Here is a 25,845-nt window from a genome sequence, read left to right on the forward strand (position 1 = left end):
GGACAACGCTTTTTATACACTTTTATCCTCCAAAATAAAAGTTAGTATTTAACTATATGCCACTCTTACGAATAACCCCCTTTTTAGCAACTACATTTGTTTCAATACACCTACTTTGTTGTGACTAGTGATTTTGTAACCCTGATTGGCTATAAAGGCTATACAAACTTGGGAGTGTTATTGGATGACAAAGCAGGAATTATCAAAGTCTGGATTATTTCATCTGATGATACAAGGCATTATGTAAACAAAATCAAACACAGTAGGATGTTGGATCAATTTTGCGCAGCTTGCAAAGGAAGACCACAGAAAACTGTTACCGGAGCAACTATCACCAGTAAAACTATTTGCAGGACTATTGAGCGCATGAAGTCAATATTGAACCCCAAAATTGGAGAAATGAGGGATGTCAGCACAGATATTAGAGACCACCAAAAGGAGTAACACATGTACAATTAAAACAATATTCTTCCATACTGATGTGAAAAATGATTGAAACTATATACTATGCGTTCTCAGTTTTTTAAACCATCTAAAAGACCGCTGCATGTAAAAATGAACAAAAAGTATGTGCAATATATTCTTAACAACTTGCCTGCGCAACTAACCATAGTTTAAACATCATACATAAGTTAAAATTGGCTTGTCGAGTTAGAAAAACTTACATGATATACGCTGAATTCATGTCGACTGCAACTCAGTGCATTATTTGAAGGTCTTGTGGAGGCTTTTCAAGAAGCATCTACTTCAAAAACTGGGGAAAATTGCGCCAGTTCGTCTCCTACAGGCTCTGCCGGGTTATCAGGATTAGCCTGCAACTGGCCGTCCACTATAGCGTTCACCATATTAAGCCGACCCGACCGAACCGTGGCTATTGAGAATCGGTCTGATCTGAAAATGGGGGAATGCCTGATCAGTTTTGCTATTGACAATATCGGGCAGTTTTTAGATTGGTGCTCCAAACAAACTTGAAGGAAAACGTGATGAGCAAGAAAGAACGCACGGCGATCGAGCCGACGCGAGCTGAAAACTACGCGGAGTGGTATCAGCAGGTGATCCGGGCAGCCGATCTGGCTGAAAACAGCGAGGTGCGCGGCTGCATGGTGATCAAACCCTGGGGCTACGCGATCTGGGAAAACATCCAGAGGTTTCTGGACGAGATGTTTCGGGAAACAGGACACCGCAATGCCTATTTTCCAATCTTCATCCCCAAAAGCTATTTTGAAAAGGAAGCCGAACACGTGGAAGGCTTTGCCAAAGAGTGCGCCGTGGTTACCCACAGCCGCTTGGAAGATGACGGCCATGGCGGCTTGAAGCCCGCCGGAGAGCTGACTGAGCCCTACATCGTGCGCCCCACCAGCGAAACGATCATCGGCGCTTCCTTTGCCAAATGGGTGAATTCCTACCGCGACCTGCCCCTGCTGATCAACCAGTGGGCAAACATCGTGCGTTGGGAAATGCGCACCCGCCTCTTTCTGCGCACCACGGAATTCCTCTGGCAGGAAGGCCACACCGTTCATGAATCCGAAGCTGAAGCGATGGAAGAGACCCTTAAAATGCTGGATGTTTATGCCCGCTTCGCAGAGGATTATCTGGCTATTCCCGTGATCAAAGGCGAAAAAACCGAGGGCGAGAAGTTCCCCGGCGCCGTGAACACATATTGCATCGAAGCTATGATGCAGGACCGGAAAGCCCTGCAATCCGGCACTTCACACTTTTTGGGGCAAAATTTCGCCCAGGCCTCGAACATCCGCTTCCAGAACCGGGACGGTGAATTCCAGCACGCCTGGACAACCTCCTGGGGTGTCTCCACCCGCTTGATCGGAGCCCTGATCATGGCTCACAGCGACGACAACGGCCTGGTGCTGCCTCCCAAGATCGCACCCTCTCATATAGCCATCATCCCCATTTACCGCGATGAAGAGGAACACGCTGCCGTTATGGCCCTGGCCAACAAAATCGACGAAGCTTTCAAACATACCACTTTTGAGGGAGTGCGGGTTTACACAGAACTCGATGACCGCGACCTCACTTCCAGCGAACGAAACTGGCACTGGATCAAAAAGGGAATCCCGCTCCGGATCGAGATCGGCCCCCGAGACGTGGCCTCAAACTCTGTAATGGTGGCCCGCCGTGACCAGGGACCCCGTGAAAAGCAGTCCGTGGCGGTGGAAAACGTGGTGGATCACTGCCTGCAAACGCTTGGCGCGATGCAGCGCAACATTCTGGACCGGGCCCTGCGCTTTCGCGAAGAAAACACCATGAACATTGACGGCAAGGAAGCTTTCTACGCGTACTTTACACCAAAAAACAGCGCCCAACCTGAGATCCATGGCGGTTTCGCGCTTTCCCACTGGTGCGGGAACAGCGCTTGCGAGGAAAAGATAAAGGAAGACCTGAAGGTAACGATCCGCTGCATTCCTTTTGGCATCAAGCCTGAAGCCGGCTCCTGCGTTTGCTGTGGCAAACCCTCCCAGGGCCGGGTGATCTTTGCCAAATCCTATTGAGATGCACATAAGCGCCATCATCACCATCGGAAACGAAATCCTGCTGGGCAGTACCATCAACACAAATCTGGCCTGGCTTGCGAAGGAGCTTGCCCTGCTGGGTCTGCCGGTGGAGTTTTCCCTCACGGTAAAAGATGAAGCCAAAGCCATCTGGCAAGCCCTAAAACATGCTTGGGAAAGTTGCGACGTGGTGATCACCACCGGTGGCTTGGGCCCAACTGACGACGACATCACCAAACGCGAAATCGCCTCCTTCTTTGGAGCGGAGATGCGCTTCGACGCAGAGATCTGGGCCAACATACAAAAGAACTTTTCAGCCAGAAACCTGGCCACACCGGAGATAAACCGCAATCAAGCCCTGGTGCCGGAAGGATTCAAATCCCTCACCAACCTGCGCGGAACGGCTCCAGGCCTGTTCTATGAACAGGGGGGTAAGAGCTTTTTCGCCTTTGCTGGAGTACCTTTGGAAATGCGGCATGTCTTTTCAACCCAAGCCAAACCGCTCTTGGTGGCCAAATACGGCAGCGGAGAAGCCATCCACCAAGAAACCCTGCATACCTTCGGCATCTCTGAATCCGCCTTGGCAGAGCTCTTGGCAGGCTTTTCCCCACTTCCGGAGATTAATCTGGCCTGGCTGCCCCAGACGGGCAGGGTGGACCTGAGGTTTTACGGAAGAGACCAAGAAAAAGTGACAGAAAGCGCGAATAACTGCCTTAAATTGGTTGGCGATCAGGTTTGGGGCTGCAACGAAGACACGCCAGTAAGTGTTTTGCACAATTTGCTGAGGAAGCTGAAACTCACAATTTCCGTGGCGGAATCCTGCACCGGAGGCTTGCTGCAAAAAATGCTGACCGACCCGCCCGGAGCTTCGGAAGTGTTTCTGGGTGGCGTGGTCAGCTACTCAAACCAGCTCAAGCAAAGCCTGTTGCGGGTAAGGTCAGAAACCCTTGCGGAACATGGCGCGGTGAGCGAAAACTGCGCTCAGGAAATGGCTGCGGGAATAAAAAACTTGACAGAATCCTCAATCGCGATTTCCATAACCGGAGTGGCTGGTCCGGATGGTGGCAATCCTCAGAAACCGGTCGGGACCGTTTGTTTTGGTTTTTCAGTTTTTAACAGGATGTGGAGCCTGACCCAGACCTTCAGCGGAGACCGGGAATCCATCCGGCACAAGGCAGCGGAATTCGCTCTGCTATACCTGATCAAACATTTGCAAGGAACCAAGATTTGAAAGTTCTGATCATCGGCAGCGGAGGCCGTGAACACGCGCTGGCCGCGGCCTTGGCCAAAGACAGTCACGAGATATTCGTCGCCCCGGGCAACGCCGGCATTGCGCGCGAATTTTCCTGCCCTCCCCTCCATTCAATCGGCGAGGTTGTCAGTTGGTGTAAAGAAAACCAACCGGCATTTGTGCTTTTCGGGCCAGAGCAACCCCTAGCTTCGGGCTGGGTTGATATTCTGACCGAGGCTGGTATTCCCTGCGTGGGACCCAACCAGGCAGCCGCCAGAATTGAAAGCAGCAAGATCTTCGCCAAGAACCTCATGGCCAAACACCACATCCCAACAGCATCCTGCAGATGTTTCAACGATTCCGCGGATGCGCGTGAGTACATCTTAACTCAAGAGATTTATCCTCTGGTGATCAAGGCTGACGGCCTGGCCGCGGGGAAAGGCGTGTTTGTGGCACAGTCCAAAGATGAAGCCCTGCAAGCCATTGATGGAATTGAAGGCAGGATTCTGGTGGAAGAATATATCTGGGGCTGGGAGGTTTCGCTATTTGCAGTAACTGATGGTAATAACTTCAAGACCACCCTGTTCGCGCAAGACCATAAACAACTGCTGGATGGAGACAAAGGGCCAAACACTGGCGGAATGGGGGCATATTGCCCAGTGCCGGAAGCGGAACCCTACCGCGCTCAGATCGAGAAAACAATCATCGGCCCCACCCTGAAAGCCTTGCGGGATGAGGGCTGCCCTTACAAGGGATTTCTCTACTGTGGATTGATGATAACTTCCGAGGGACCAAAGGTTCTGGAATTCAACTGCCGCTTGGGAGATCCTGAAACACAGGCTCTGCTTCCCTTGCTGCAGACATCATTTACGGAAGTTTGCCAAGCTGTTGTTGAATCCCGCGTGGAAGACCTTGAATTGGCTTGGAGCGGCATGAGCAGCGTGTGCGTTGTGCTGGCTTCCAAGGGTTATCCCGGCAGTTATCAGAAAGGTTATCCCATCACATTTCCCCATGATCTGGCCAGCCTTGTCCGCTTTGGAGGAGTGGCCTCGGCCAAAAACGGCCTGGTCACCTCAGGCGGCAGGGTGATGGCGCTGGTGGGCTTGGGACAAGATGTGGCGGAAGCGCGCCGCAAGGTTTATCAGGATATCGAGTTAGTAAAATTTGAAGGCAAACAATACCGCGGGGACATAGCCCTGCGCAAGAACGTTCTCTAAGGATGGTGAGTACATGAGATCATACCTTGTCTTGGCCTTGCTGTTGCTTCCCCTGGTTTTTCTGGAAGCGCAGATAAGCGTTGTCAGCCAATCCACTGATGAAGTGGTTTTGGAGTTCAACCTTCCGGAGTATAAAATCGGATGCCAGAGCTTGGACGGAGTTACCTGGGACAGGATAGAAACCGACGCTGGCAATGTGCATGCAGTGGATGGATTTCCTGAGTTGAGAGTATTCGGTGAAGCAATCGCTATTCCCATCGACGGAGACATCTCGCTGCAGGTTCTGAACGTGAAAAACAGCATTCTGAAGAACGTCAACCTCAAGCCAACGCTCAAGATGACAGTGGTGAACGAAGAAGTTGAATATCACCTGGTTCCGGACGCCAGAGCCTACCGGAGCGCGCAACTCTACCCTGCCAGCATTGCCAGCTCTGGGAAAAGCGCTTTTGTGGGCGACCGCAGATTCGTCCCCCTGCAGATATTCCCTTTCCAATACCGGGCTGCGACCAAAGAATTGGTGGTGAACAGCAGTTTCACCATCAGGGTTCAGATATACGGGAGCAAATCTTACAGCCCAAACTGGCAACTAAGCGAGAATCTGATCGATCAGGTGGGTAACTCATTCTTCCTTAACAACGCAAGCTCCCTCGGCTGGCGATTACCAAAAAAACGTGACGACAGCCACGAATCCCCCAAAAATGGAACTCAGCAGGTCAACGCTGTGCAATTGGTGGCGAATCAGGAAGGCATCTATAAGATCACCTATGAGCAGCTTAACGACTTCATTCTGATGATGGCCGATTCTTTGGATGTGGAGATGGCCTGGCTGCCTGAAACTGTTGATCCACGCCTGCTGGAATTGACCGATGAATACGGTGCCATCCCTATCCACTTTGAGGGAGAATCAGACGGCAGCTTCGATCCCGGTGATTACTTCGAGTTTTTCGGAGACAGACACTACGGCGATGAAGGTTATCAGGACGATTATACCAGTGAGAACGTGTACAGCCTTTACTTCAAAGGCACTCTGGGAGCCAGGATGGCAGTGGAAAATGGCGGACTGATCGTTTCCAACGCTTCTCAGTATATTGTTCCCGATTCCTATGAACATACCGTGCACATCGAACAACAGCTGCTTTCAGACAAACTTGGAAACTCATGGTCTTCGGTGAATCCCAATTTCTACCGCGAGGATATCTGGTTTTGGAGAAAAATCAATGCCCCGGACCTTGACATCATACCCTTTGAATTACAATACCCCAAATACAGCACCGTGCGTACGGCGCAGGTAAAAGTTTGTTTGTATGGGCTCACCTACGCAACATCCGTGCCTCCCGGCCAGTACGATCACAATGCCACCGTACGAATCAATGAGGCTATGATCAACACTCACAACTGGATAGGGCAAAAGGAACAGATCTTCGAAAACGCGGGTCCTGTGGCAAACTCCTATTTCCGGCACGGTACCAATCACATGTATATCAGCCTGGCGGGAAACACTGTATCCGGCGACAGGGAACAGGTGCTATTAGATTATCTGGAACTGAAATACTGGCGAGAGTACAAGACCAGCGAGGATAAGATCAAATTCACCAAACCCTCCAACCGTCCAGCCGGTCTGTATCAGTTTGAAATAGGTGGTTTTAGCAGCAATGAGGTTTCTGTGTACAAGATCGGCTCCAGCATCTTCAATAACTGTCAGATCGAACCTTTCAGCGTTGACGGCTTCGCGCCCTGGACTGTTTCAATCCAGGACAGTGTATCTTCCACAGAAATCAAATACTACGCTGTGGAAGAATCGAAGAAACTCTCCCCCGTGGAGATGCGACTGGACATCCCCTCTTCCTGGCGTAGTCCAAACAATGCGGCCAATGTGATCATGGTAGGCAGACGAGACTTCATTTTCTCTGAAGGCGGAGACCTGCTAACCAGTGTTTGGGAAGCTGAGGGACACACGGTTGCCAGAGTAGACTACCAAGACATCTTCGACGAATTCAACCACGGCATTCGCTCCGCGGAAAGCCTTAAAGAATTATTCAGCTATGCCTACAACAACTGGGGTCCACCACAGTTGAGCCATGTGGTGCTTTTGGGCGAAGGCGTGGACGATGAAAGAGACAACAGCCCTGCTCGCATCTACGCTCTGGTGCCCGTGAAAAAAACTTGGACCAACGAACATGGCGCTACCGCCAGCGACGGCTGGTACGCCACAATCGTGGGTAACGACGTAGTTCCGGACATCGCCGTGGCACGCATCAATGCCTGGAAACCCGAGCACGTGCTGGATTACGCGCAAAAAGCATTCAATTATCGCAACAATCTGCAAACCAACAGGCTCTGGAATAGCCATGTGACCATAACTTCAGGCGGAAAGATCACTGATCATGACGATCTTTTCGCCCAGCAATCTGAGACCATCCGGCGCCGGAACATACCCCAGGACTACCGCGCGAAGAGGGTTTACACTTCAACCCAGACAGTTAGCAGTGAGTACTTAGGAAGTACAGTTCAATTAAAAGACGCCATAAATGCTGGGACCCAGTATCTGCACTTCATAGGCCATGGTGGCGGGCGCATCTGGGCGGATTACAACCTCTTCAATTTCAACCATGTTGCCACTCTAAACAACCAGACATACCCCATCGTGGTAAGTTTGGCCTGCTATGCCTCTTCCTTTGACACCAACGGCATTGCGAGCATCAGCGAGGCGCTGGTGATGCAGCCTAACAAGGGTGCGATCGCAACCATGGGCTTTAGTGGCCTTGGGTATATGTATCAGGACCTTGATTGGGGGCTGGCACTTACAGAAGCTATCTACAAGCATGACTTCAACACCTTAGGTGAAGCCTATCAGTACACGCTGACCAGATTCTACGCCACAACCACACTTCCAGCGGCGCGCTACGCTCTTACCAACGCCGCCGCCCTGATGGGTGACCCACTTATCAAGATCATCAAACCCATTGGGAACATTCCGGTCCAGGCAGACAAATATATTGCCATGCCCGGAGATACTTTATTTGTGACTGCTCAATTCCCTGCGGATGTTACCGCAGCCAGATTGTATATCATGAACAGAAATGAGGTAGAGGTTAACATCCCCTACGATTTGCCAGTGATAAACTGTAATTACAATGCTTCTTACGTTATTCCAACAAACGTCAATCCACCCTACAGCCGGGAAATACATGTAGTCGGATATTCACCCACCCGGGAGTACGTGGGTAAAAGCGGATTTGGCGTCGGGCGGGCCGCTTTGATGCATCACTCGACCCTTCCTGCCAATCCTGCCTGGAACGATTCAGTCAGATTCGTTGCCAAGGTTTTCAGCAACGAGGACATCATCTCACTGGTATGCAAAGCCAGAATCGATAGTGCTGGAACCAGCGGAAGCTGGGTGACGCTGCCGATGGAAGCCTATCCTCAAATCGAAAATAGTTATATCACAACAGGATACATGAGTAGGCAGAATACTGGTAAAGAAATTGCCTTTAAGTATCTAGTTACCACGCCCAGTAAGACTTATGAGTCTTTCTTAAACCATTATGTAACCAGGGGACCAGATCTATCGACCTTGGACATCAAGTTGGAATGCAATGAGTCTGGCCACTTCATCAAAGTGTTGGTTAAGAATGGTGGCGATTCCGCTTCAATCACCACGGACCTGAGGCTTTACGTTACGCCTTTGTTCGGAACCCAGACACTTTTCTCGACCCAAGACCTTCCACCATTTGATGTAAATGAAGAACGCTGGGAAAGCATCTCTCTGGATGGGCTTCCCCAGGGTAACCTGATTTTCCATGTCAAGGTAAACTCCTCCTGGATTTTCCCTGAATGGCATGGCCCCGACATTCCCCAGATACCCAATGATATCTTCGACATCAACAACACCATCACCCTGGTGACCGATTTTAACTACTACACGGTTGATAGCTCGGGAGCTTTGTTCAGCAGCTTGGACGGCAACGTGAGTTGTGAGATTCCAGAAGGCTTGGTGCCTTCAGGACAAAACGCTATTTTCTACATCAATAGTGTGGGGGTGCACGAAGCTCAAAACCAGCCTGACATATCCCCCATCAAGCTACGCTCTTATGACGATGATTCAACTTTCTTGCCATCAAACGCATATGACATCCGATCCTTGAGCCCCGCACTGGTCGATTCTACCGACACCTTTGTGGATAACAAGAAACTCAAACTTACATTCTATTATAGCGAGAAAGATGATGAGACCCAAAGCTTTGAAAGTGAGAACTCCTATAAGATATATCGCTGGGAATCCACAGGGAGCAAATGGATCCTGCAGGGCGGAAACGTTTCCAGCAGCGAGAATAAGGTAGTATTTGAGGTTCGACGGCAAGGAATCTACACGATTTACAGAAATCGCGACAGGATCCGACCTTCGATCGACGTGAACGTGCAAGACCAAGAATTCACCGTGGGAGGCTATATTTCGGGCACAGGGACCTTCTCTTTAATGCTGAGCGATGCCAACGGCATTGACCTTTTCGACAACACTATCAGACTTTATCTGAACGGCAACCAAGTACCCGAGACCGATTATGTCACCACTATAAACACAGACAATGTGAACCGAATACCCATCAAGTATCAGCTTAATCTAAGCCAAGGAACCTACAGCCTGGTGCTTGACTGCAAGGATGTGAACGGAAACTACAACACCCGTGAAATCCAGTTTGCGGTGAACGAAACCTTTGACTTGAAGAACGTTGCGAACTACCCTAACCCAATAATGGGCAGAGCGATTGACCCTAAGAACGATGGCCGGACCCGCTTCACCTATGTACTCACGGATGACGCGGATGAAGTTACGATTAAGGTCTATACCGTTGCTGGTAGACTGGTTAAAACATTCGATAACTTACCCACCGGAGTGGGTTACCATGAATACCCGCGCACGGTCTATGGCTGGGACTGCAAGGACGATCAGGGTTATTATCTGGCCAATGGCACATATTTCTATCGGCTTACTGCCAAAAAAGGCAACAAAAAGATTGAAAAAACAATAAAAATGGCGATACTCAAATAGAGGTAACACCATGAGAAAACATCTAGTAATAATGATAGTGGCCCTGTTCTCAGCAGTCTCTCTTTCAGCGGGACGATACGCAGGTGATTTCATGATGATTGGAGCGGGAGTTCGTTCGCTGGGCATGGGCGGGGCTTTTGCCGCCTTGGCGGATGATGGGTCGGCTATGTACTGGAATCCAGCCGGAATATCCCAGATCCGCAAATCTGAAATCTCGGCCATGCACGCTTTTCTGTACAACGGACTGGCTTCCTATGATCACATCACCTATTGCCAGCCACTTCCAAGCGACGTAACAATCGGCCTGAATGTGACCCGACTGACCGTGATGGACATCCCCGTCTTTGCAGAATCGTACCTGATCGGCACCAATGTGGACGAACGGATGAACAACAGCACCTACCAGTTGCCTGGGATACCCGACGGAGAGTTCAGCAGCACCGACGATCTTTATCAATTTGCCTTTTCCAAACATCTGCACTTCGACCTGAGCTTGGGTTGGTTGTTCTTCGACATCCCTCTAGACTTGTATGCTGGAGCTAATGTTAAGTTCATCAAACGGAACATCTTGCAAAACCAGGGTAGCGGCACTGGCATCGATTTCGGTTTCAAACTGAGAACAGACTTGGACGTTTTGTTCGATTGGGACACCTTGGGCAAATTCGATTTCGGACTAAACTTCCAAGATATCGCCGGAACCGACATCAGTTGGGACACTTACTCCGAGCACAAGGATGAGGTGCTGTTCAACACAAAACTGGGAGTTGCGATATCTCAACCCATACAAGCTCTTGATTCAGAGATCATCCTGGCATATGATTACGATTATGTGTACAATGGCAGTAACCACTACGGAATTCAGTGGTCTTATAAAGACCTTGGCGCTCTGAGGGCAGGCTATTATGACAAGAACCTCACCTGCGGGGCCTCTATCAATCTTTACGGAGTAGGTGTTGACTACGCCTTGGTGACCAATCCGGTGGGAATAACCAACCGGATCGGCCTGAGAGTGAATTTTTAAGGGAGCGAAGCATGAAAAAGCTTTTACTGATCTTAATGCTGGCAGTTATTTTACTGCTTTGCGCATGCGCGGGAACGGATGATGACGATGTTGACATTACACCTCCCATCCCGCCAGTCTTAACCCCCCATCATGGTGACACCGGCGATCCGCCCGTGGTATATGAAGGCCAGACCATTTACATCAACGATGATAACAACGGTATTGACACCGTTCCTGACGGTGACTGGATCCGCGTGAGTTGGGAACCATTCAAAGACACTGACTTGAGCCACGTTAAGATTTGGCGCTATAACAATTTCGCGACCGAGCCGGTTTTGATTGATTCAATCTCCGCAACCCACGATTATTACCTGGATACGGATAGCCAGCTTACAGAAAGGGTCTGGTATTCCTATTTCATCGATCTGGTCGATCTAGCTGGTAACGAGTCTAGATCAGACACTGTATCTTATGCCCTTCTTTCCAAAAGCCTGCTTCTATCCCCCGCAAATGGGGCCACGATTGCACCTCAGTCTAATCCCTTGGATGCACGCTTCAGTTGGAACCGAAGTGGCACGGCAGGTAAATTCCGGCTGTTGCTCATGGATGAAAACTACAACTATGTCTGGCATCAGGATCTGTACGTGGCTTTGGAAGCAGATCCTTTGTTTATTCAGATACCAATCAACCTGGCAAGCCAGTATTCAGGCCAAACCTTGCGCTGGAGAGTAGATTCCTTTGACTGGGACCAGGAAATGCAGGCCTATATGGGCTCCGAGTCCTTCGAGCGAATAGTTCACATCCAATGATCTGCAAACCCAAGCTCATAAAAAATCAAGTCACTAAAAGCGTGTTCGATGCTAGTTGCAGTTACTAGGGGAAGATTTGTCTTGACGTAATTCGAGAATCGAGAAAAATAACGTAAATTGGAAATTATGAGGATATGTTGAAAAAGCTCCTGCTATCTTTGATCATACTGAGTATGTCGCTTCTCTTGTTTGCTCAGACTGCCAATTCGGCTTCTACCATGAGCAGCAGTTCCGCCTATAGCTATGACGGCAACCGCAGCGGTGTGGAAAAGCTCAAGATGAATGTGTACATTCTTGGGCGGGTCAGCAAACCTGGATTGTATCTGGTGCCAGACGACACCGATTTTCTAACCTTATTGGCACTCGCAGGGGGACCCTTGGAGGACGCCAAACTTTCCAGGATTACGATAACCAGAAAAGGATCACCCTTATCCGAACTCGAGCCAGCTTTTCAGGACACCATTTCAGCCAGCGCAGACTCTCTGTCTGCAGTTCCAAGCAGTATGCCCGCGAAGTCGGGCAGTGCTGTTACCGTGACTAACCCCAAGAAAGAGATTCCCACACCAGATGGCGAAATAATAACCATAAATTTTAGAAAGTACTTGGAAACCGGAAATGTTTATCATCTCAAAACGGTCAATGACTTGGGTCAAAACACCACAATCCCACTGCAATTGCAACCAGGAGACACGGTTATGGTGGGCGGCGAGATTTGGTACTGGTTCGGTAAAGTCGCTGACATCCTGTCCAAGGTGGCTATTGCTCTAAGTGTTTACAACCTCATTACCAATCTATAACTAGGGGCAATAATGGACCAGAATAACCAACTTTCCATAGTGCCGCAACCCGAGGAAATCAAGATCAGTGATTATTTGCGGATCTTGTTGCAATACCGCTACCTAATAATCCTCATTTTTGTGGTAGTACTTGCCGGAACGATTATCTACACCCTGCGCCAACCCCGCATCTATTCCGCTTCTGGCAGAATCCTAATGGAAAACCAGAGCTCTGGCGCGGACATCCTGCTGCTTACTAACCAAGGCGGAGGCAAAAACAGCATCAATAACCAAATAGAATTGATGCGTAGCAAACCGATTCTGAATGCCGCTTATGAAATCATGAAGAAAAACCCGGATTGGGAATCATATCCGATCAGTGGCTCAGCCTATCCAGTTGGCAACTTGCGAAGAATTCAGATAAGTTCAAAGCGAGATACAGACATCCTCAACCTCTCATTTGAATCTACAAATCGGGGCGAAGCTATGGCTGCGGTGAACGCCATCGCCGATGCGGTACAGCAGCAAAACACCCAGATGGCTAGACTCGAATTCACCACCATTCGTGAATTTTTGGGCGAGCAGTTGGACTTGATCTCACGCCGCCTTCAGATTTCTGAAGATGATTTGCGTGCTTTCAAGAACGAAAACAAGCTCATAGAAATATCTGAGACTACTAGAAAGTGGATTGAGCAAACCACTCAGGTGGAATCCCAATACGAAGCAGCTTTGACTGAACAGGCTGTAAAGGCTAAAACCTTAGATGTGCTACGCAAGCAGTTGCAAGATCAAGATTCATTACTGGTCAAGGTTGAAAATGTGCTGCAAGCACCTTACATTGGGGAATTGCGCAGGCAAATCACAAATACCCAAGCCACCATAGCTAGGCTGAGAACGAACGAAAATTACTCTGAGAACCACCCTCAAATGAAGCTCCTGCAGGAAGAGTTGGCAAAAACCAAGAATACACTTGATACTGAGATACAGAAATTCATCGCCATTTCCTTGAGTCAGGACCCCCTGTCTGCGCGTAATGAAGTGCTGATGAGAATTGTCCAAGCGGAAGTGGAACTGGAAATCGCGCGCACTCATGTGAACGGCTTGGAACAGACCAAAGCTATCTTCGAAGATCGTCTGATCACCCTGCCAGACAAAGAGTTGGAATATGCCCGTTTATTAAGGAGCATGACCCTGGACGAAAAGATATACGGCATCATGATGGAAAAATATGAAGATGCCCGCATCGCCGAACAGGCCAAGATAGGTAACATTCGTGTCCTGGATTATGCGGAAATGCCCAGCGCTCCAATCAAACCGCGCGTATCGATGAACATGCTGGTGGGTCTTTTTCTTGGCCTCGGCCTTGGCATTGGCGCTGCTTTCCTGGTCCACTCCCTCGATACCAAGCTCCGCACATTGGAAGACATGGAAAACTATGTCCGCCTTCCTATCATGGGAACCATACCTGTCATCCAGGAGTCGGAATCCCGGATCGTTGAGTTCAATAATATGATCGAGCAAGCTGAGGGCGAAAACAAGGAACAACTTAGTAAATCACTACATTTCGTGATGATGCAGTTGGTTTCTCACTACGCGCCAAAATCTCCCATTGCGGAATCGTACCGTACCCTACGAACCAACATTTTATCAAAAAAACCAGCTGGCAGCACCACCCTACTGATCACGTCCTCCGGCCCGAAAGAAGGTAAGTCCACAACTATCGTGAACCTTGCCATCACACTGTCTCAGATGAACTCCAAAGTGATACTGGTTGACATGGATATGCGTCGCCCCATGGTCCATAATAAATTCGGGGTGGAGAAGGAAAACGGTCTCAGCGATTATCTGATCGATAATGACGTCCCGCTTGAACAAGTTGTCAAAGCTTCGGGCATCCCGAACCTGGATGTGATCACCAGTGGTTTCATCCCCCCCAACCCATCGGAACTGATCTCCTCATCCCAAACTGATAAATTGATCGAAGACCTCAGGGCCCGCTACGATTTCATCCTCTTTGACACACCACCCATCATTGCAGTTACGGATGCGCTTATTCTAACAAAAAAGGTTGACCTTACCTTCATCGTGGTTCGCTGCGGCTACACCGAGAAAGGTATCATCAAACGCACTAAGGAGCAGATGGAGAATATTGATGCCACAATCGACGGCATCATAGTCAACGGTGTTTACGTTCAAAAATATTACAGCAAACAGAATTACTACTATTATTACTACTATTATTACTACTACTATGGAGAAGACATTCCCCAGAAGCATAAAAAAAGCGCAGCACGCTTCTTACGCAAAAATAAACCTGTTTCTTGAGGTTCTGGGGAAGCTCCCCGAGAACTATCATGAAATCGAGACACTGCTCTGCAGTGTCTCTCTTTGTGATACACTCAAATATGTTTTGACAAAAAGGCCGGGTATAGAAATATGGTCTAACTTGCTTGGAATGGCCGCAAAGAGCAATCTGGTCTTCAAAGTGGCGCAGTATCTGCTGGACAAATTCCAACCGAACTCTGGCGTGGATATCCACTTAGAGAAAAGGATCCCCATTGCGGCTGGTTTAGGTGGCGGAAGCAGCAATGCCGCGGTTACTCTAAGAACCCTGAACGTTCTTTGGGACCTAAAGTTGAGCTTGGACGACCTGAAGCATATCGCCGCTCAGTTTGGTAGCGATATTCCCTATTTCCTGCATGGCGGGACAGCTTGGGGCACCCACCGGGGTGAAGTGATCGAACAACGGCCTGATATCCAGTTGCAGCTTCTGTTGGTAAATCCGGGAATCGGAATTTCCAGTGCTGAAGCCTATGCCTTGCTACCTGCTAACACAAACAGGGACAGGAAAAGGCTTGATCGGACCGATGGTTACGATTGGCTTTTCAATCGCCTTGAACCCGGCATCAGGCAAGCCTATCCGGTGGTGGATCGGCTGCTTAACGATTTATCCAACGCGGGTGCCAACGCCGCGATCATGAGTGGAAGCGGATCAACCTGCTTCGGAGTTTTTGAGGATGCCGCAAAAATGGCGGCATGCCAGCGAAACTTTAACCGAATAGGTTACTGGACACAAATAGTAAGGACGATATCGAGGAAAGAATACGAAAGTGAATTCAAAGCTTAAGTTGCTCACGGGAAAAGCCAACCGGCCTTTGGCTGAAGAGGTGGCGCGCTTTGCCGGTGTGCCTCTGGCTGATATCGATCTGTTCAAATTTGCCAATGATGAGTCTTTCGTGAAGATCAACGACAACGTCCGGGGCGCCGATGTATTCATCATCCAGTCCACTTGCCGTCCAGTTAATGACAATCTGATGGACCTTTTAATCATGATTGACGCTTTAAAGCGGGCATCCGCCCAAAGGATCAACTGCGTAATTCCTTATTACGCCTACGCCCGCTCCGACAAAAAGGACCAACCCCGGGTGCCGATAACGGCCAAACTGGTGGCCGATTTGCTCACGGTGGCCGGTGCCGACAGGATCATCACGGTCGACCTACACGCAGAGCAAATCCAGGGGTTCTTTAATATCCCGGTGGACCATCTCTATTCCATACCCACGTTTGCCCGTTTTTTCCTCAGCATGGGTATTGAAAATCCTGTTGTGGTTTCCCCTGATTCAGGTGGCGCCAACCGTGCCCGGGCTCTGGCCAAGAGACTCAACTGCGGTCTGGCCATTGGTGATAAACGCCGCACCGGAAATGATGACCATGCCATCCTGCTGAACATTATCGGAGATGTTGCCGGCAAAACGGCCATCCTTTTCGACGACATCATCGACACCGGAGGCAGCTTGGTCAAGATCGCCGAGGTGTTGAATAATTACGATGTCAAAAAAATCTATGCTGCCTGCACCCACGGAGTTCTTTCCGGAAAGGTTGTTCAAAGCATTGAAAACTCGCCGCTGGAAAAGCTCTTTGTCACAAACACAATCCCCCTTTCCGCGGAAGCGGCCAGTTGCCCCAAGATTGTGCAGCTTTCCATTGCGGAAATGCTGGCCATCGCCATCAAGAAAGTACATATAGAGGAATCTCTCAGTATTCTGTTCAAATAGATATTGAGAATGGAGGAATAAATGATATTTACTATCGAAGCACAACCCAAACAAACCAGCAAGAAAAGCGAAATTAATGCCCTGCGCCGTCAGGGAATGATCCCTGCTGTTCTTTATGGCAAAACGGTCGAATCCACACCCATTGCGATAGACCGCGCTAAGTTTCTGCAGTACTACAAGCAAAGCTTCAGCGAACTGACTTTTTACGAGATAGTCCTGAATGGTAACAAATACCATACCATCCTCAAGGACAAACTCGTACACCCCGTAACCCGCAACATCCTTCACATCGATTTCATGGTGGTGGAAGAATCCGCAGAAATGGAATTCGAGATCCCCATTCAAATTGTGGGCGAAGCCATCGGCACCAAAGAAGGTGGATTCTTGGATGTGATTCAAAGAACGGTGAAGATCAGTTGCAAAGCCAAGGATGTTCCCGAAGAGATCAGTCTGGACGTCTCCGATCTCAAAGTCGGGGACACTCTCCATATAAGGAACTTGCCCACAGGCAATTGGCAATACAAAGACCAAGACGACATCACCCTGGTGGTTGTGCACGGCAAGAAAGCCGAGGAAGCTCCCGCTGAGGGTGAAGAACCCGCTGCCGAGGAACCCAAGCCCGAACAATGAAGCTGATCATGGGACTGGGGAACATCGGCAAGGAATATGAGCTCTCACGCCACAATACCGGCTTCCTCTGTCTCGAGCTTTGGGCCAAAAGACACCACAAGGCTTTCAAGCATGGCTGCCAGTTCGATTATCTTCGCCACCGCGAAGCTTGCCTGATCAAACCCAACACCTACATGAACAGATCCGGCCAAGCGTTGGCGGAAGCGCGCAGGAAATGGAAATTCTCCGAAGCCCTGGTGGTCCATGATGACATCGAACTGCCCCTGGCCAGTCTGCGTTTGAGAAATGGCGGCGGGGACGGCGGCCACAACGGCATGGGATCATTGCTGGAAATCATGCCTGCAGAAGACCTGAAACGGATCAGGGTGGGGATAGGTCGCGACGACTCCAACCCCCGGGATTACGTTTTGGAAAGCTTTTCCCAATCAGAGCTGCAACTGCTGCAACCTGCGCTGGAAAAGGCTTGTGAACTTATAGACGAATATATACGCGGCGATTTCAACTCGGTGTTGAACGCCTATAGCGTTTGGAAAAAATCCTGTTCCGGGGAGGAAAATCCCGGAAACAAATGTCCAAAGGAGATAGACAATGGTAAAGAACTATGAACTTATGGTGATCATCTCACCTAAGCTCAGCGAAGAGGAAGCTGCTGCCCTGAACGAAAGCATCCTCAACCTCGCCAAAGAACAAAACGGAGAGATCGTGAAAACCGATCCCTGGGGCAAGCGAATGCTGGCTTATCCCATCGACAAACACACTGAAGCTTATTACTTCGTGAATTATCTCAGCATGGAAGCTGCTGGTGTGAAAGGCATCAAACAACAGCTGAACATCAATGAGCAGGTGCTCCGGCACATGTTCATCGTGAAGGAACAATAGGAGGAAAAATGGCAGACCTAAAGTTACCCCGGTTGAACAGAGTAATCATTGCCGGCCGCATCACCAGGGATCTTGAGCTAAAGTACACCCCCAAGGGAAGCCCGGTTGTGAATTTCTCGGTGGCCATGGACAAGCGTTTCAGAGACGAATCCGATCAATGGCAATCAGTTCCAGTTTATGTGGATGTAGTGGCTTGGAACCAAACGGCTGAGAACATCTGCAAACAGGCCAACAAAGGCACCGCAGTACTGGTTGAGGGCAAGATCGATACCAGGTCTTATACCGACCAAAATAATATTAACCGCAAGGTTTTCGAAATCATTGCTGATTTCATCCAGACCCTCGAATGGAAACCCAGGGAAGAAGTTGGAGAACCGCCCCTGCCTGAAGAACCACCACACACCGGTGCTGATTCCACCAACGACGATGTACCCTTTTGATTTGGAGTAGAAAATGAACCTGACAGACAGAAAAAAGAGATTTAGCCGCAAGAAATACTGCCGCTTTTGTGCCAATAAAGAGCTCGTGATAGATTACAAGAACCTTGACACTCTGCGCCAATTCATCTCCGATGTGGGCAAGATAGATCCCGCCCGCATGACCGGAACCTGTGCCAAGCACCAAAGGAAGCTGACCACCGAAATCAAGCGCGCCCGCCAAATGGCGCTGCTTCCATTCGTGATCGAATAGTGCCCATTATCGCCTTGCTCCTGGGTGCCATGGCAACCATCAGCCCCTTCATGGGCCTGCTTCTGATGCTGATCAGCCTCCGTGGCCTGTTGCTACGGAGCGGGGGCAAAATCTTATCCAGGGCTTTGCTCTGGTTGGTTTTCCCGGTCCTGCTGGGCTCTTTTACCCTGCGGCAACCGGGCTCCTTGCTGATCGTTTCCGATGCAGTGTTCGGTGCCGGATTGGTTTCCCTGCTGTATCTCTACAGCCTCACCCGGCAGGGAAAACCGGCGATGGCGCTGGTCCACGGAGCGATACTGGTCATCGTCTATGGAGCGCTGAGGTTCTTCCTGTTTAGAACCCAGCTCATTGCGGCGCACGACTTGGCTTTGGCCGAAATGAACAAACTTGTTCCCCAGATGATGCAACTGGCGAAAACCCAAAACACCCTGGCTATCACCCGTTTTCTGCTGCCGGCCAGTTGGACCGTCACTCAGCTACTGGCTCTCACAGCTGGGCATCTGGCCTTTCTGCATCTGAGCGGGGTAAGATCAATCCTTAGGGAATTCAGCCTACCTGCCTGGTATAATCTCTTGATCCTGGCAGTTTTGCCGCTGTATTTCATCTCTCCGCTGCGCGAAGTATTGGTAAACACTCTGCTCGCATTGTGCTTTTTGCCTCTTGTGCAGGGCATTGGCGTGATTCTGAACTGGTTTTCACGCCTCGTCTCCAATCCTCTTGTCACTTTGCTGGTGATCGCGCTGGCATTATTAAACCTGATCCTGGTCGCCCTTTTGGGATTTGCCGATACCTGGCTCGACTTCAGGAAAATAAGAATTAAAGGAACATACGCATGAAAGTCATCCTCTTGAATCACATAGAAAAGTTGGGCAAGAAAGGTGAAGTCGTCTCCGTAAAAAGAGGATTCGCCAGAAACTACCTAATTCCCCGCAAGCTGGCCATCTATGCCACTCCCCAGAACATGAAACACCTCAGTGCCATCCAGAATCAGGCCGCGGAAGAAGAAGAAAAGCTGATCGAGGAACTGAAAAAGCTTGACGCCAAGATTAGAACCCTTAGTTTGGTTTTTGTCCGTAAAGTGGACGAACATGACAGCATGTTCGGCTCCGTGTCTGAGATAGACATTGTGAATGAACTGGCCGCGCAGGACGTTAATATCCACAAATCCGCGGTCCTGATGGAAAAGAACATCAAAAGCCTAGGCGAAACTGTTGTTCAGATTCGTCTGCACAAGGATATCGTGTCGGAACTGAAAGTTCTGGTCGAGAAAGAAGCCAGGGATGAAGCTGTGGAAGAACAAGTTGCCGCTCCGGCGGTGGATGAATCCACTCCGGTGGAACCTGAAATCCCGGCTGAACCCGATGCTGTTGCTGAAGTGGTCGAAACAGAAGAACCGAAACCAACTGAAGACGAAATATAAACTGGGAGAAACCCATGAAAAACACTCTGTTTAACATCACCAGGGTCCTGGCGGTGGTCGTGATGATCGGAGCTTTGTCCCTGATCGGAGCCGGCAACCCCAAAGTGCTGCCCTTTTCCGTTCTTTTCTTTGTCGCGGTGTTCGCGATAGTTTACCTGCTAAATAGCTACGCCAAGAAAAACGAGCGGGAGGGAAAAGCCGGGGCGGGAGCCAAACCGATTGTGCAATTGATCGTGGTGATCCTCTTTGTCGCAATAGTTTCCGTTTTGGGTTATCTGCGCCACGGCATCCTGGGCTATTTGGTTATGTTCGCCTTTATTGCAGCCGTTTTTGGGCTTATCTATCTGGCGATCAAAAACCGACAGCGCCACTTTGAGCTCACCTCGTCCAATCCTATGACGAAAAAGATTCTGGCCGCGGTCACCGGCATCCTGGCAATCGCCCTGCCTGTCATTATGGTGCTCGCCAGCAAGCTCTTCAAGCCTGACGCCATTTCTGTGATCGTCACTATCATAGCCACCCTGGTGTTCATCGCCCTGAATGTGCTGGCCCTGACTCTGATCAACCGCAAGGGCAGTCTGTCTGCCTCTGTGATTGGGTACATTCTGGTCATCCTGGCGGCAATTCTCCCCGGGATCATGGTGCTTATGGTCACAAACGATTCCGGAGCTTTTGCCAAGACCTATCTGGCGGCTTTGGTAGCCGCGGTCCTGGCATATTTCTCGCTTACCCAGTTTGAAAAAGTTGACTGATCCGGCCTCGGCCGGATCGGTCTTTTTACCCCAAGGAAGGTGGTAAAACGTGGCCTTCAGCCCTGTTTCCAGCTTGCTAAAGCAGGTATTGACCCAGATCGGCGGTGATAAATACCAGCCTTTCATTCTGCTTTACCAGGGCTGGAAGGACGTTGTGGGCGAACTCCTGGCCTCACGTTCCCACCCCTTCCGTTTTCACGATTCAGTCCTCTACGTGGCTGTGCAAAACAATTCCTGGCTGCAGGAACTTTATCTGCGCAAAGCGGAAATCCTGCGCCAATGCAGGGCAATGATACCCCAGGAGATCAGGGACATTATTTTTCTAATCAGGAGTTGATAATGGCGGAAGTGCGAATCGCGGCCTCGGTATTATCCTGTGATTTTGGCAATCTGGAGAGGGAGTTGGCCGCGGTGAGCAGCGCTGATATGCTTCATCTTGATATCATGGACGGGCATTATGTGCCCAATCTTTCTTTTGGCCAGCCTCTTGTCTCCAGGATAAGGCAGCTTTCCGATTTGCCCCTGGACGCCCATCTGATGGTCACCAATCCCGCCGCCTATGTTGACCCCCTGGCTGATCTCGGGGTCCAGTGGTTGAGTTTCCACCAGGAGTGCGAATACCACGTTCACAGATTGGTGCAACGGATCAAGAGCCGCGGCATGAAGGCCGGAATAGCCCTCAATCCGGCAGTGCCGCTCTCCACTCTGGATTCCATCCTGCCCGAACTGGATTACGTCCTGCTAATGAGCGTCAATCCCGGGTTTTCCGGGCAGAAATTCATCCCCTCGGTACTGGATAAAACAGCCACCCTCAGCGAAATGATCGCGCGGCGCGGCTTGCCCACCCTTATTGAGGTCGATGGCGGCGTTAACGCTGAAACGGCTCCCGGCCTGATTTCCAGCGGTGCCGGCATCCTCGTATCCGCCTCCCACATTTTCAGTTCCCACGATCGCGCGGCAGCCATCCACTCTCTTAGGGTGAGTTAACCGCGATGCCTATATTTTTAAATAGCCGTTCCGCAACCATTTTGCATCCATGCAAATATCGCGGCTTTCAACCTTTCATGTCTGTGCCCCGAGGAACCGGCCCATACGCCTCCTTAGGCCCCAATCATACGTTGCGTGAACGCCTCCCGCATAATACTCGCATTTCGTGCGGGGATTATCCGGGACGCGTGCGGGATGCGAACAAGCTCGGGTTAAGGACGGATTCAGGATCGTCCAACGGCCTCATAGTTAGTTGATAGATAATGATAATAAGCATCGGGACCCTTTATGTTTAGCAATCTCTCAGAAAAACTGGATAAAGTCTTCCGCAACATCCGCGGCAAGGGCTATCTAACCGAACAGAACATCAAAGACGCGCTGCGCGAGATTCGGCTGGCACTTTTGGAAGCGGATGTCAATTTCCGCATTGTGAAAAACTTCGTGGCGGAAGTGGAAAAGCGCGCGCTTGGCGCCGAGGTTATGAAGTCCCTCACGCCTGGGCAACAGGTTATCAAGATAGTTCACGAACAGCTCATCGCGCTGATGGACACCGAGGGCTTCGAGCTCAAGGCCTACAACAACAAGCTCACCAAAATCATGCTGGTGGGTTTGCAGGGCTCGGGCAAAACCACCGCCTGCGCCAAGCTGGCCCTGCATTTCAGGAAAAAGAACATCAAGCCGATGATGGTTGCCTGTGACGTTCACCGTCCCGCCGCCATCGACCAGCTGCAAATCCTGGGCAAGCAGATTAACATCCCCGTGATCGCGGAAGACAGCAAAGACGTGCTGCGGATAGCCGATACCGCTCTGCGCCAGGCCCAGAAGGACCTTATCAACCTGCTCGTGTTTGACACCGCGGGACGCCTGCACATCGACGAAGTGATGATGGATGAGGTGGTGCGGCTCAAATCCTTTGTCAAGCCAGATTACATCTTCTTCGTAGCGGATGCCATGACCGGACAGGAAGCGGTGAACGTGGCCAAGGAGTTTTATGACAAACTGGCCTTCGACGCCGTTATCCTAACCAAGCTGGACGGTGACGCCCGCGGCGGTGCGGCTCTTTCCATCAAAGCAGTCACCGAGCGCCCGGTTGCCTTTGTGGGCGTCGGCGAAAAACTCAATGACCTTGAGGTTTTCCATCCGGACCGCATGGCCTCGAGAATTTTGGGCATGGGCGATGTGCTCAGCCTGATCGAAAAGGCGGAGGAAGCGGTTGACGCCAAGGAAAGCGAGAAACTGGCCAAAAAGATGCTCAAAAACCAGTTCACCTTGAACGACTTTCTCAAGCAACTCCAGAGCATCAAAAAGATGGGCTCCCTAGAATCCATCATCAGAATGATTCCCGGCCTGGGCCACAAGCTGCCGGCCGACCTGAAAATCGACGACAACGCCCTCAAACACGTGGAGGCGATCATCCAGTCCATGACAGACCGGGAACGCGAACGGCCCGACATCCTCAATGGCAGCCGCAGATTGCGCATCGCCAAAGGCTGCGGCCGCAGCGTGATGGAAGTGAACCGACTGTTGCGCCAGTTTGAGGACATGAAGAAGATGATGAAGAAATTTTCCACTCCTCAGGGCATGAAAGACTTTGAAAAACTTATGAGCAAATAACAAACGTCAGGAGGAAAACTGATGAAAAAAATCCTGTTATTCCTGTCTCTGAGCGTTCTGCTGGCGCTAAGCCTGGCAGCGGAGACAATCACCGTCGGAGGCGGAAGCAATTCCGTCACCGTGCTTTCTTCTTCAGGAACCGAGACCCTGCTGCAGTATCAGATCGGCAGATTTGAACAAACACGGGTTCAGATCGGGGGCGAGGATTGGTATCATATCGACCTGCCCAAGGAAGGGTTCACCCAAGAAAAGGGTGCTCCCCAGCTACCGGTCTTCAACCGCAGCATTATCATCGACCCCACTGCCAAAATGAGACTTGAGCTCCTGGACGTGCAGTATCAGGATTTCCCCGTCGCTGTTGCCCGTCCAAAGGTGTCATCACCCGCAACATCAATCCTGATACCGTTCCTTACAGCTTTGGGGATGTGTATCAGCGGGATGCTTTTTACCCGCAAAATGTGGCGGAACTCTCCGAACCCTACATCATGAGGGATTTCCGGGGCATCGTGGTCCAGACCACGCCTTTCGCCTACAACCCCAAAACCAAAACTTTGCGTGTTTTCACATCCTACAAGGTCCGCGTTTATGCCAGCGGACAGGATACCGTGAACACCATCATCACCAGCAGAAGCAGCATTTCCCGCGATTTTGCCTCGCTCTATGAAAACCGTTTCCTGAACTGGGACAGCTTCCGCTACACCCCTGTTAATGATAGCTTCGGCAAGCTGCTGGTGATTTGCCACACCAACTACATGAGCACCATCCAGCCCTATGTGAACTGGAAAATCCAAAAAGGAATCCCCACGGAACTGGTGGAATGGTCCACCATCGGCACCACCGCTGCCCAACTGCAGACCTACATCCAGAATCGCTACAACGCGGACAACGACCTCACCTATGTGCAGTTGGTTGGTGACGCGCCGCAGATTCCGTCCCTGTCCTCCGGTGGCGGCGGCTCCGATCCATCCTTCTCCCTGGTTGCGGGTTCGGACAACTACCCCGATATCTTTATCGGCCGCTTCTCTGCCGAAACGACCGCCCAAGTCATAGCCCAGATCAACAAGGCCATCGCCTATGAAAGAGACGCTACCACCTCCGACACCTGGCTGAGCCGGGCCATGGGTATCGCCTCCGATGAAGGAGGCAGCGGCGGCGACAACGGCGAATCAGACATCGCCCACATGAACAATATCCGCACTGACCTTCTCAACTACGGCTACACAACCGTTGATCAGGTTTACGATCCGGGCGCCTCTGCTTCCACCGTGACCACCAATGTCAATGCTGGCCGCGGTTTCATCAACTACGTCGGCCATGGATCAGACACCAGCTGGGTCACCACCGGATTCAACAACACCAATGCCTCAGCGCTTACCAATGGCACGAAAACGCCCTTCATCATGGATGTGGCCTGCGTGAATGGCAATTTCGTCTCCATGACCTGTTTTGCCGAAGCCTGGCTACGCAATGCCAATGGCGGTGCAGTGGCAATGTACGCCTCTTCCATCAACCAATCCTGGAGCTCGCCGATGCGCGCCCAGGATGAGGTGACTGACCTGCTGATCGCCGAAGCCAAAACAACTGTCGGCGGCCTGTATTACAACGGTTCCTGCAGGATGATGGATGTCTACGGCTCCGACGGCGTGAATATGTTCAAAACCTGGCACATCTTTGGTGACGCCAGCCTCTCCTCGCGCACCAGAACCCCCATCGCCATGAACGTGACCCATCCCTCCAACATCACCTCCGGAACCACTTCCGTAAACGTTTCCACAGGAGTCAACAACACCCTGGTGGCGATCACTTACAACAACGTTATCTATGGCCGAGCCTTCACCAACAGCTCTGGCAACGCCACCATCACGCTTAGCAACCCACCCACTGGCACGTTGAACTACACCATCACGGCCACCGCGCACAACCGCGTTACCTACGTGGGCACCATTGCCCAGACCGTGGCCGCTGGCCCTTGGATAGAAGTGACCGCCGCGAACTATGACGACGCAAACAACGACATTCCGGAATACAACGAAAGCGGCTACTTTGATGTCACCTTCAAGAACTCCGGCACCAGCGCCGCCAGCAGCGTAACCGCCATTTTGAGCTGCTCCACCAGTGGCAGCACCATCACCGACAACAGCCACAGCATCAGCAGCCTGGCAGCCGGGGCTACTGTTCTGGCAAACAATGCCTACGCGATCACGATAGCCAACAACGTCGCCGAC

General features: G+C 50.7%; 22 protein-coding genes and 1 pseudogene. All 23 read left to right on the top strand.

Annotated elements, in window-relative coordinates; translation table 11 throughout:
• The first annotated feature begins 180 nt into the window (after positions 1-180).
• The 23 genes and pseudogenes from GX466_00015 (at position 181) to GX466_00125 (ending at position 25,845) form a co-directional block, all read left to right on the top strand.
• Positions 181-444: a hypothetical protein gene (locus GX466_00015; GenBank protein NLH92603.1), complete on the top strand. Its 264-nt coding sequence runs from the start codon at positions 181-183 to the stop codon at positions 442-444.
• A 539-nt stretch (positions 445-983) separates the two neighbouring features.
• On the top strand, positions 984-2,507 hold the full coding sequence (locus tag GX466_00020; protein NLH92604.1) for a proline--tRNA ligase: 1,524 nt from the start codon (positions 984-986) through the stop codon (positions 2,505-2,507).
• A 1-nt stretch (position 2,508) separates the two neighbouring features.
• Positions 2,509-3,738 (top strand): competence/damage-inducible protein A, encoded by a 1,230-nt coding sequence (locus tag GX466_00025; protein NLH92605.1) that lies wholly within the window; start codon positions 2,509-2,511, stop codon positions 3,736-3,738.
• Positions 3,735-4,955, top strand: coding sequence for a phosphoribosylamine--glycine ligase (purD, locus tag GX466_00030; GenBank protein NLH92606.1), 1,221 nt, complete (start codon positions 3,735-3,737; stop codon positions 4,953-4,955). The genes GX466_00025 and purD overlap by 4 nt, the downstream gene beginning before the upstream one ends.
• A 13-nt stretch (positions 4,956-4,968) precedes the next feature.
• Positions 4,969-10,005, top strand: a complete 5,037-nt coding sequence (locus GX466_00035) for a hypothetical protein (protein NLH92607.1) — start codon at positions 4,969-4,971, stop codon at positions 10,003-10,005.
• Between the two features lie 10 nt (positions 10,006-10,015).
• Complete coding sequence (locus tag GX466_00040; GenBank protein NLH92608.1) at positions 10,016-11,026, top strand: hypothetical protein; 1,011 nt, start codon at positions 10,016-10,018, stop codon at positions 11,024-11,026.
• 11 nt (positions 11,027-11,037) lie between these two features.
• Complete coding sequence (locus GX466_00045) at positions 11,038-11,817, top strand: hypothetical protein (GenBank protein ID NLH92609.1); 780 nt, start codon at positions 11,038-11,040, stop codon at positions 11,815-11,817.
• Between the two features lie 137 nt (positions 11,818-11,954).
• On the top strand, positions 11,955-12,614 hold the full coding sequence (locus GX466_00050) for a hypothetical protein (GenBank protein ID NLH92610.1): 660 nt from the start codon (positions 11,955-11,957) through the stop codon (positions 12,612-12,614).
• Positions 12,615-12,626: 12 nt separating this feature from the next.
• Positions 12,627-14,918 (top strand): polysaccharide biosynthesis tyrosine autokinase, encoded by a 2,292-nt coding sequence (locus tag GX466_00055; protein NLH92611.1) that lies wholly within the window; start codon positions 12,627-12,629, stop codon positions 14,916-14,918.
• Positions 14,845-15,720 (top strand): 4-(cytidine 5'-diphospho)-2-C-methyl-D-erythritol kinase, encoded by an 876-nt coding sequence (gene ispE / locus GX466_00060; protein ID NLH92612.1) that lies wholly within the window; start codon positions 14,845-14,847, stop codon positions 15,718-15,720. The genes GX466_00055 and ispE overlap by 74 nt, the downstream gene beginning before the upstream one ends.
• Positions 15,704-16,648: a ribose-phosphate pyrophosphokinase gene (locus tag GX466_00065; protein NLH92613.1), complete on the top strand. Its 945-nt coding sequence runs from the start codon at positions 15,704-15,706 to the stop codon at positions 16,646-16,648. Before ispE ends, GX466_00065 begins: the two co-directional genes overlap by 17 nt.
• A gap of 21 nt (positions 16,649-16,669) precedes the next feature.
• Positions 16,670-17,278, top strand: coding sequence for a 50S ribosomal protein L25 (locus GX466_00070; protein NLH92614.1), 609 nt, complete (start codon positions 16,670-16,672; stop codon positions 17,276-17,278).
• Entirely contained in the window at positions 17,275-17,883 is a 609-nt protein-coding gene (locus GX466_00075) for an aminoacyl-tRNA hydrolase (protein NLH92615.1), read from the top strand. Before GX466_00070 ends, GX466_00075 begins: the two co-directional genes overlap by 4 nt.
• Positions 17,867-18,157: a 30S ribosomal protein S6 gene (gene rpsF, locus GX466_00080; GenBank protein ID NLH92616.1), complete on the top strand. Its 291-nt coding sequence runs from the start codon at positions 17,867-17,869 to the stop codon at positions 18,155-18,157. The genes GX466_00075 and rpsF overlap by 17 nt, the downstream gene beginning before the upstream one ends.
• Before the next feature lie 8 nt (positions 18,158-18,165).
• The gene (locus tag GX466_00085) at positions 18,166-18,597 is read left to right on the top strand and encodes a single-stranded DNA-binding protein (GenBank protein NLH92617.1); all 432 of its coding nucleotides are present in this window, start codon (positions 18,166-18,168) and stop codon (positions 18,595-18,597) included.
• 13 nt (positions 18,598-18,610) lie between these two features.
• On the top strand, positions 18,611-18,847 hold the full coding sequence (locus GX466_00090) for a 30S ribosomal protein S18 (protein ID NLH92618.1): 237 nt from the start codon (positions 18,611-18,613) through the stop codon (positions 18,845-18,847).
• A 29-nt stretch (positions 18,848-18,876) separates the two neighbouring features.
• Positions 18,877-19,683 carry a hypothetical protein gene (locus tag GX466_00095; GenBank protein NLH92619.1) on the top strand — a complete coding sequence of 269 codons (807 nt, stop codon included), beginning with the start codon at positions 18,877-18,879 and terminating at the stop codon, positions 19,681-19,683.
• Complete coding sequence (locus GX466_00100; protein ID NLH92620.1) at positions 19,680-20,267, top strand: 50S ribosomal protein L9; 588 nt, start codon at positions 19,680-19,682, stop codon at positions 20,265-20,267. The genes GX466_00095 and GX466_00100 overlap by 4 nt, the downstream gene beginning before the upstream one ends.
• A 14-nt stretch (positions 20,268-20,281) precedes the next feature.
• The gene (locus tag GX466_00105) at positions 20,282-21,019 is read left to right on the top strand and encodes a hypothetical protein (protein NLH92621.1); all 738 of its coding nucleotides are present in this window, start codon (positions 20,282-20,284) and stop codon (positions 21,017-21,019) included.
• Between the two features lie 49 nt (positions 21,020-21,068).
• Entirely contained in the window at positions 21,069-21,356 is a 288-nt protein-coding gene (locus GX466_00110; GenBank protein ID NLH92622.1) for a DUF721 domain-containing protein, read from the top strand.
• Between the two features lie 2 nt (positions 21,357-21,358).
• Entirely contained in the window at positions 21,359-22,006 is a 648-nt protein-coding gene (rpe, locus tag GX466_00115) for a ribulose-phosphate 3-epimerase (GenBank protein NLH92623.1), read from the top strand.
• A 288-nt stretch (positions 22,007-22,294) separates the two neighbouring features.
• Positions 22,295-23,620 (top strand): signal recognition particle protein, encoded by a 1,326-nt coding sequence (ffh, locus tag GX466_00120; GenBank protein ID NLH92624.1) that lies wholly within the window; start codon positions 22,295-22,297, stop codon positions 23,618-23,620.
• 30 nt (positions 23,621-23,650) lie between these two features.
• Positions 23,651-25,845 (top strand): annotated as a pseudogene (locus GX466_00125) (agmatine deiminase).

Source organism: Candidatus Cloacimonadota bacterium (genome assembly GCA_012516855.1).
GTDB lineage: Bacteria > Cloacimonadota > Cloacimonadia > Cloacimonadales > Cloacimonadaceae > Syntrophosphaera.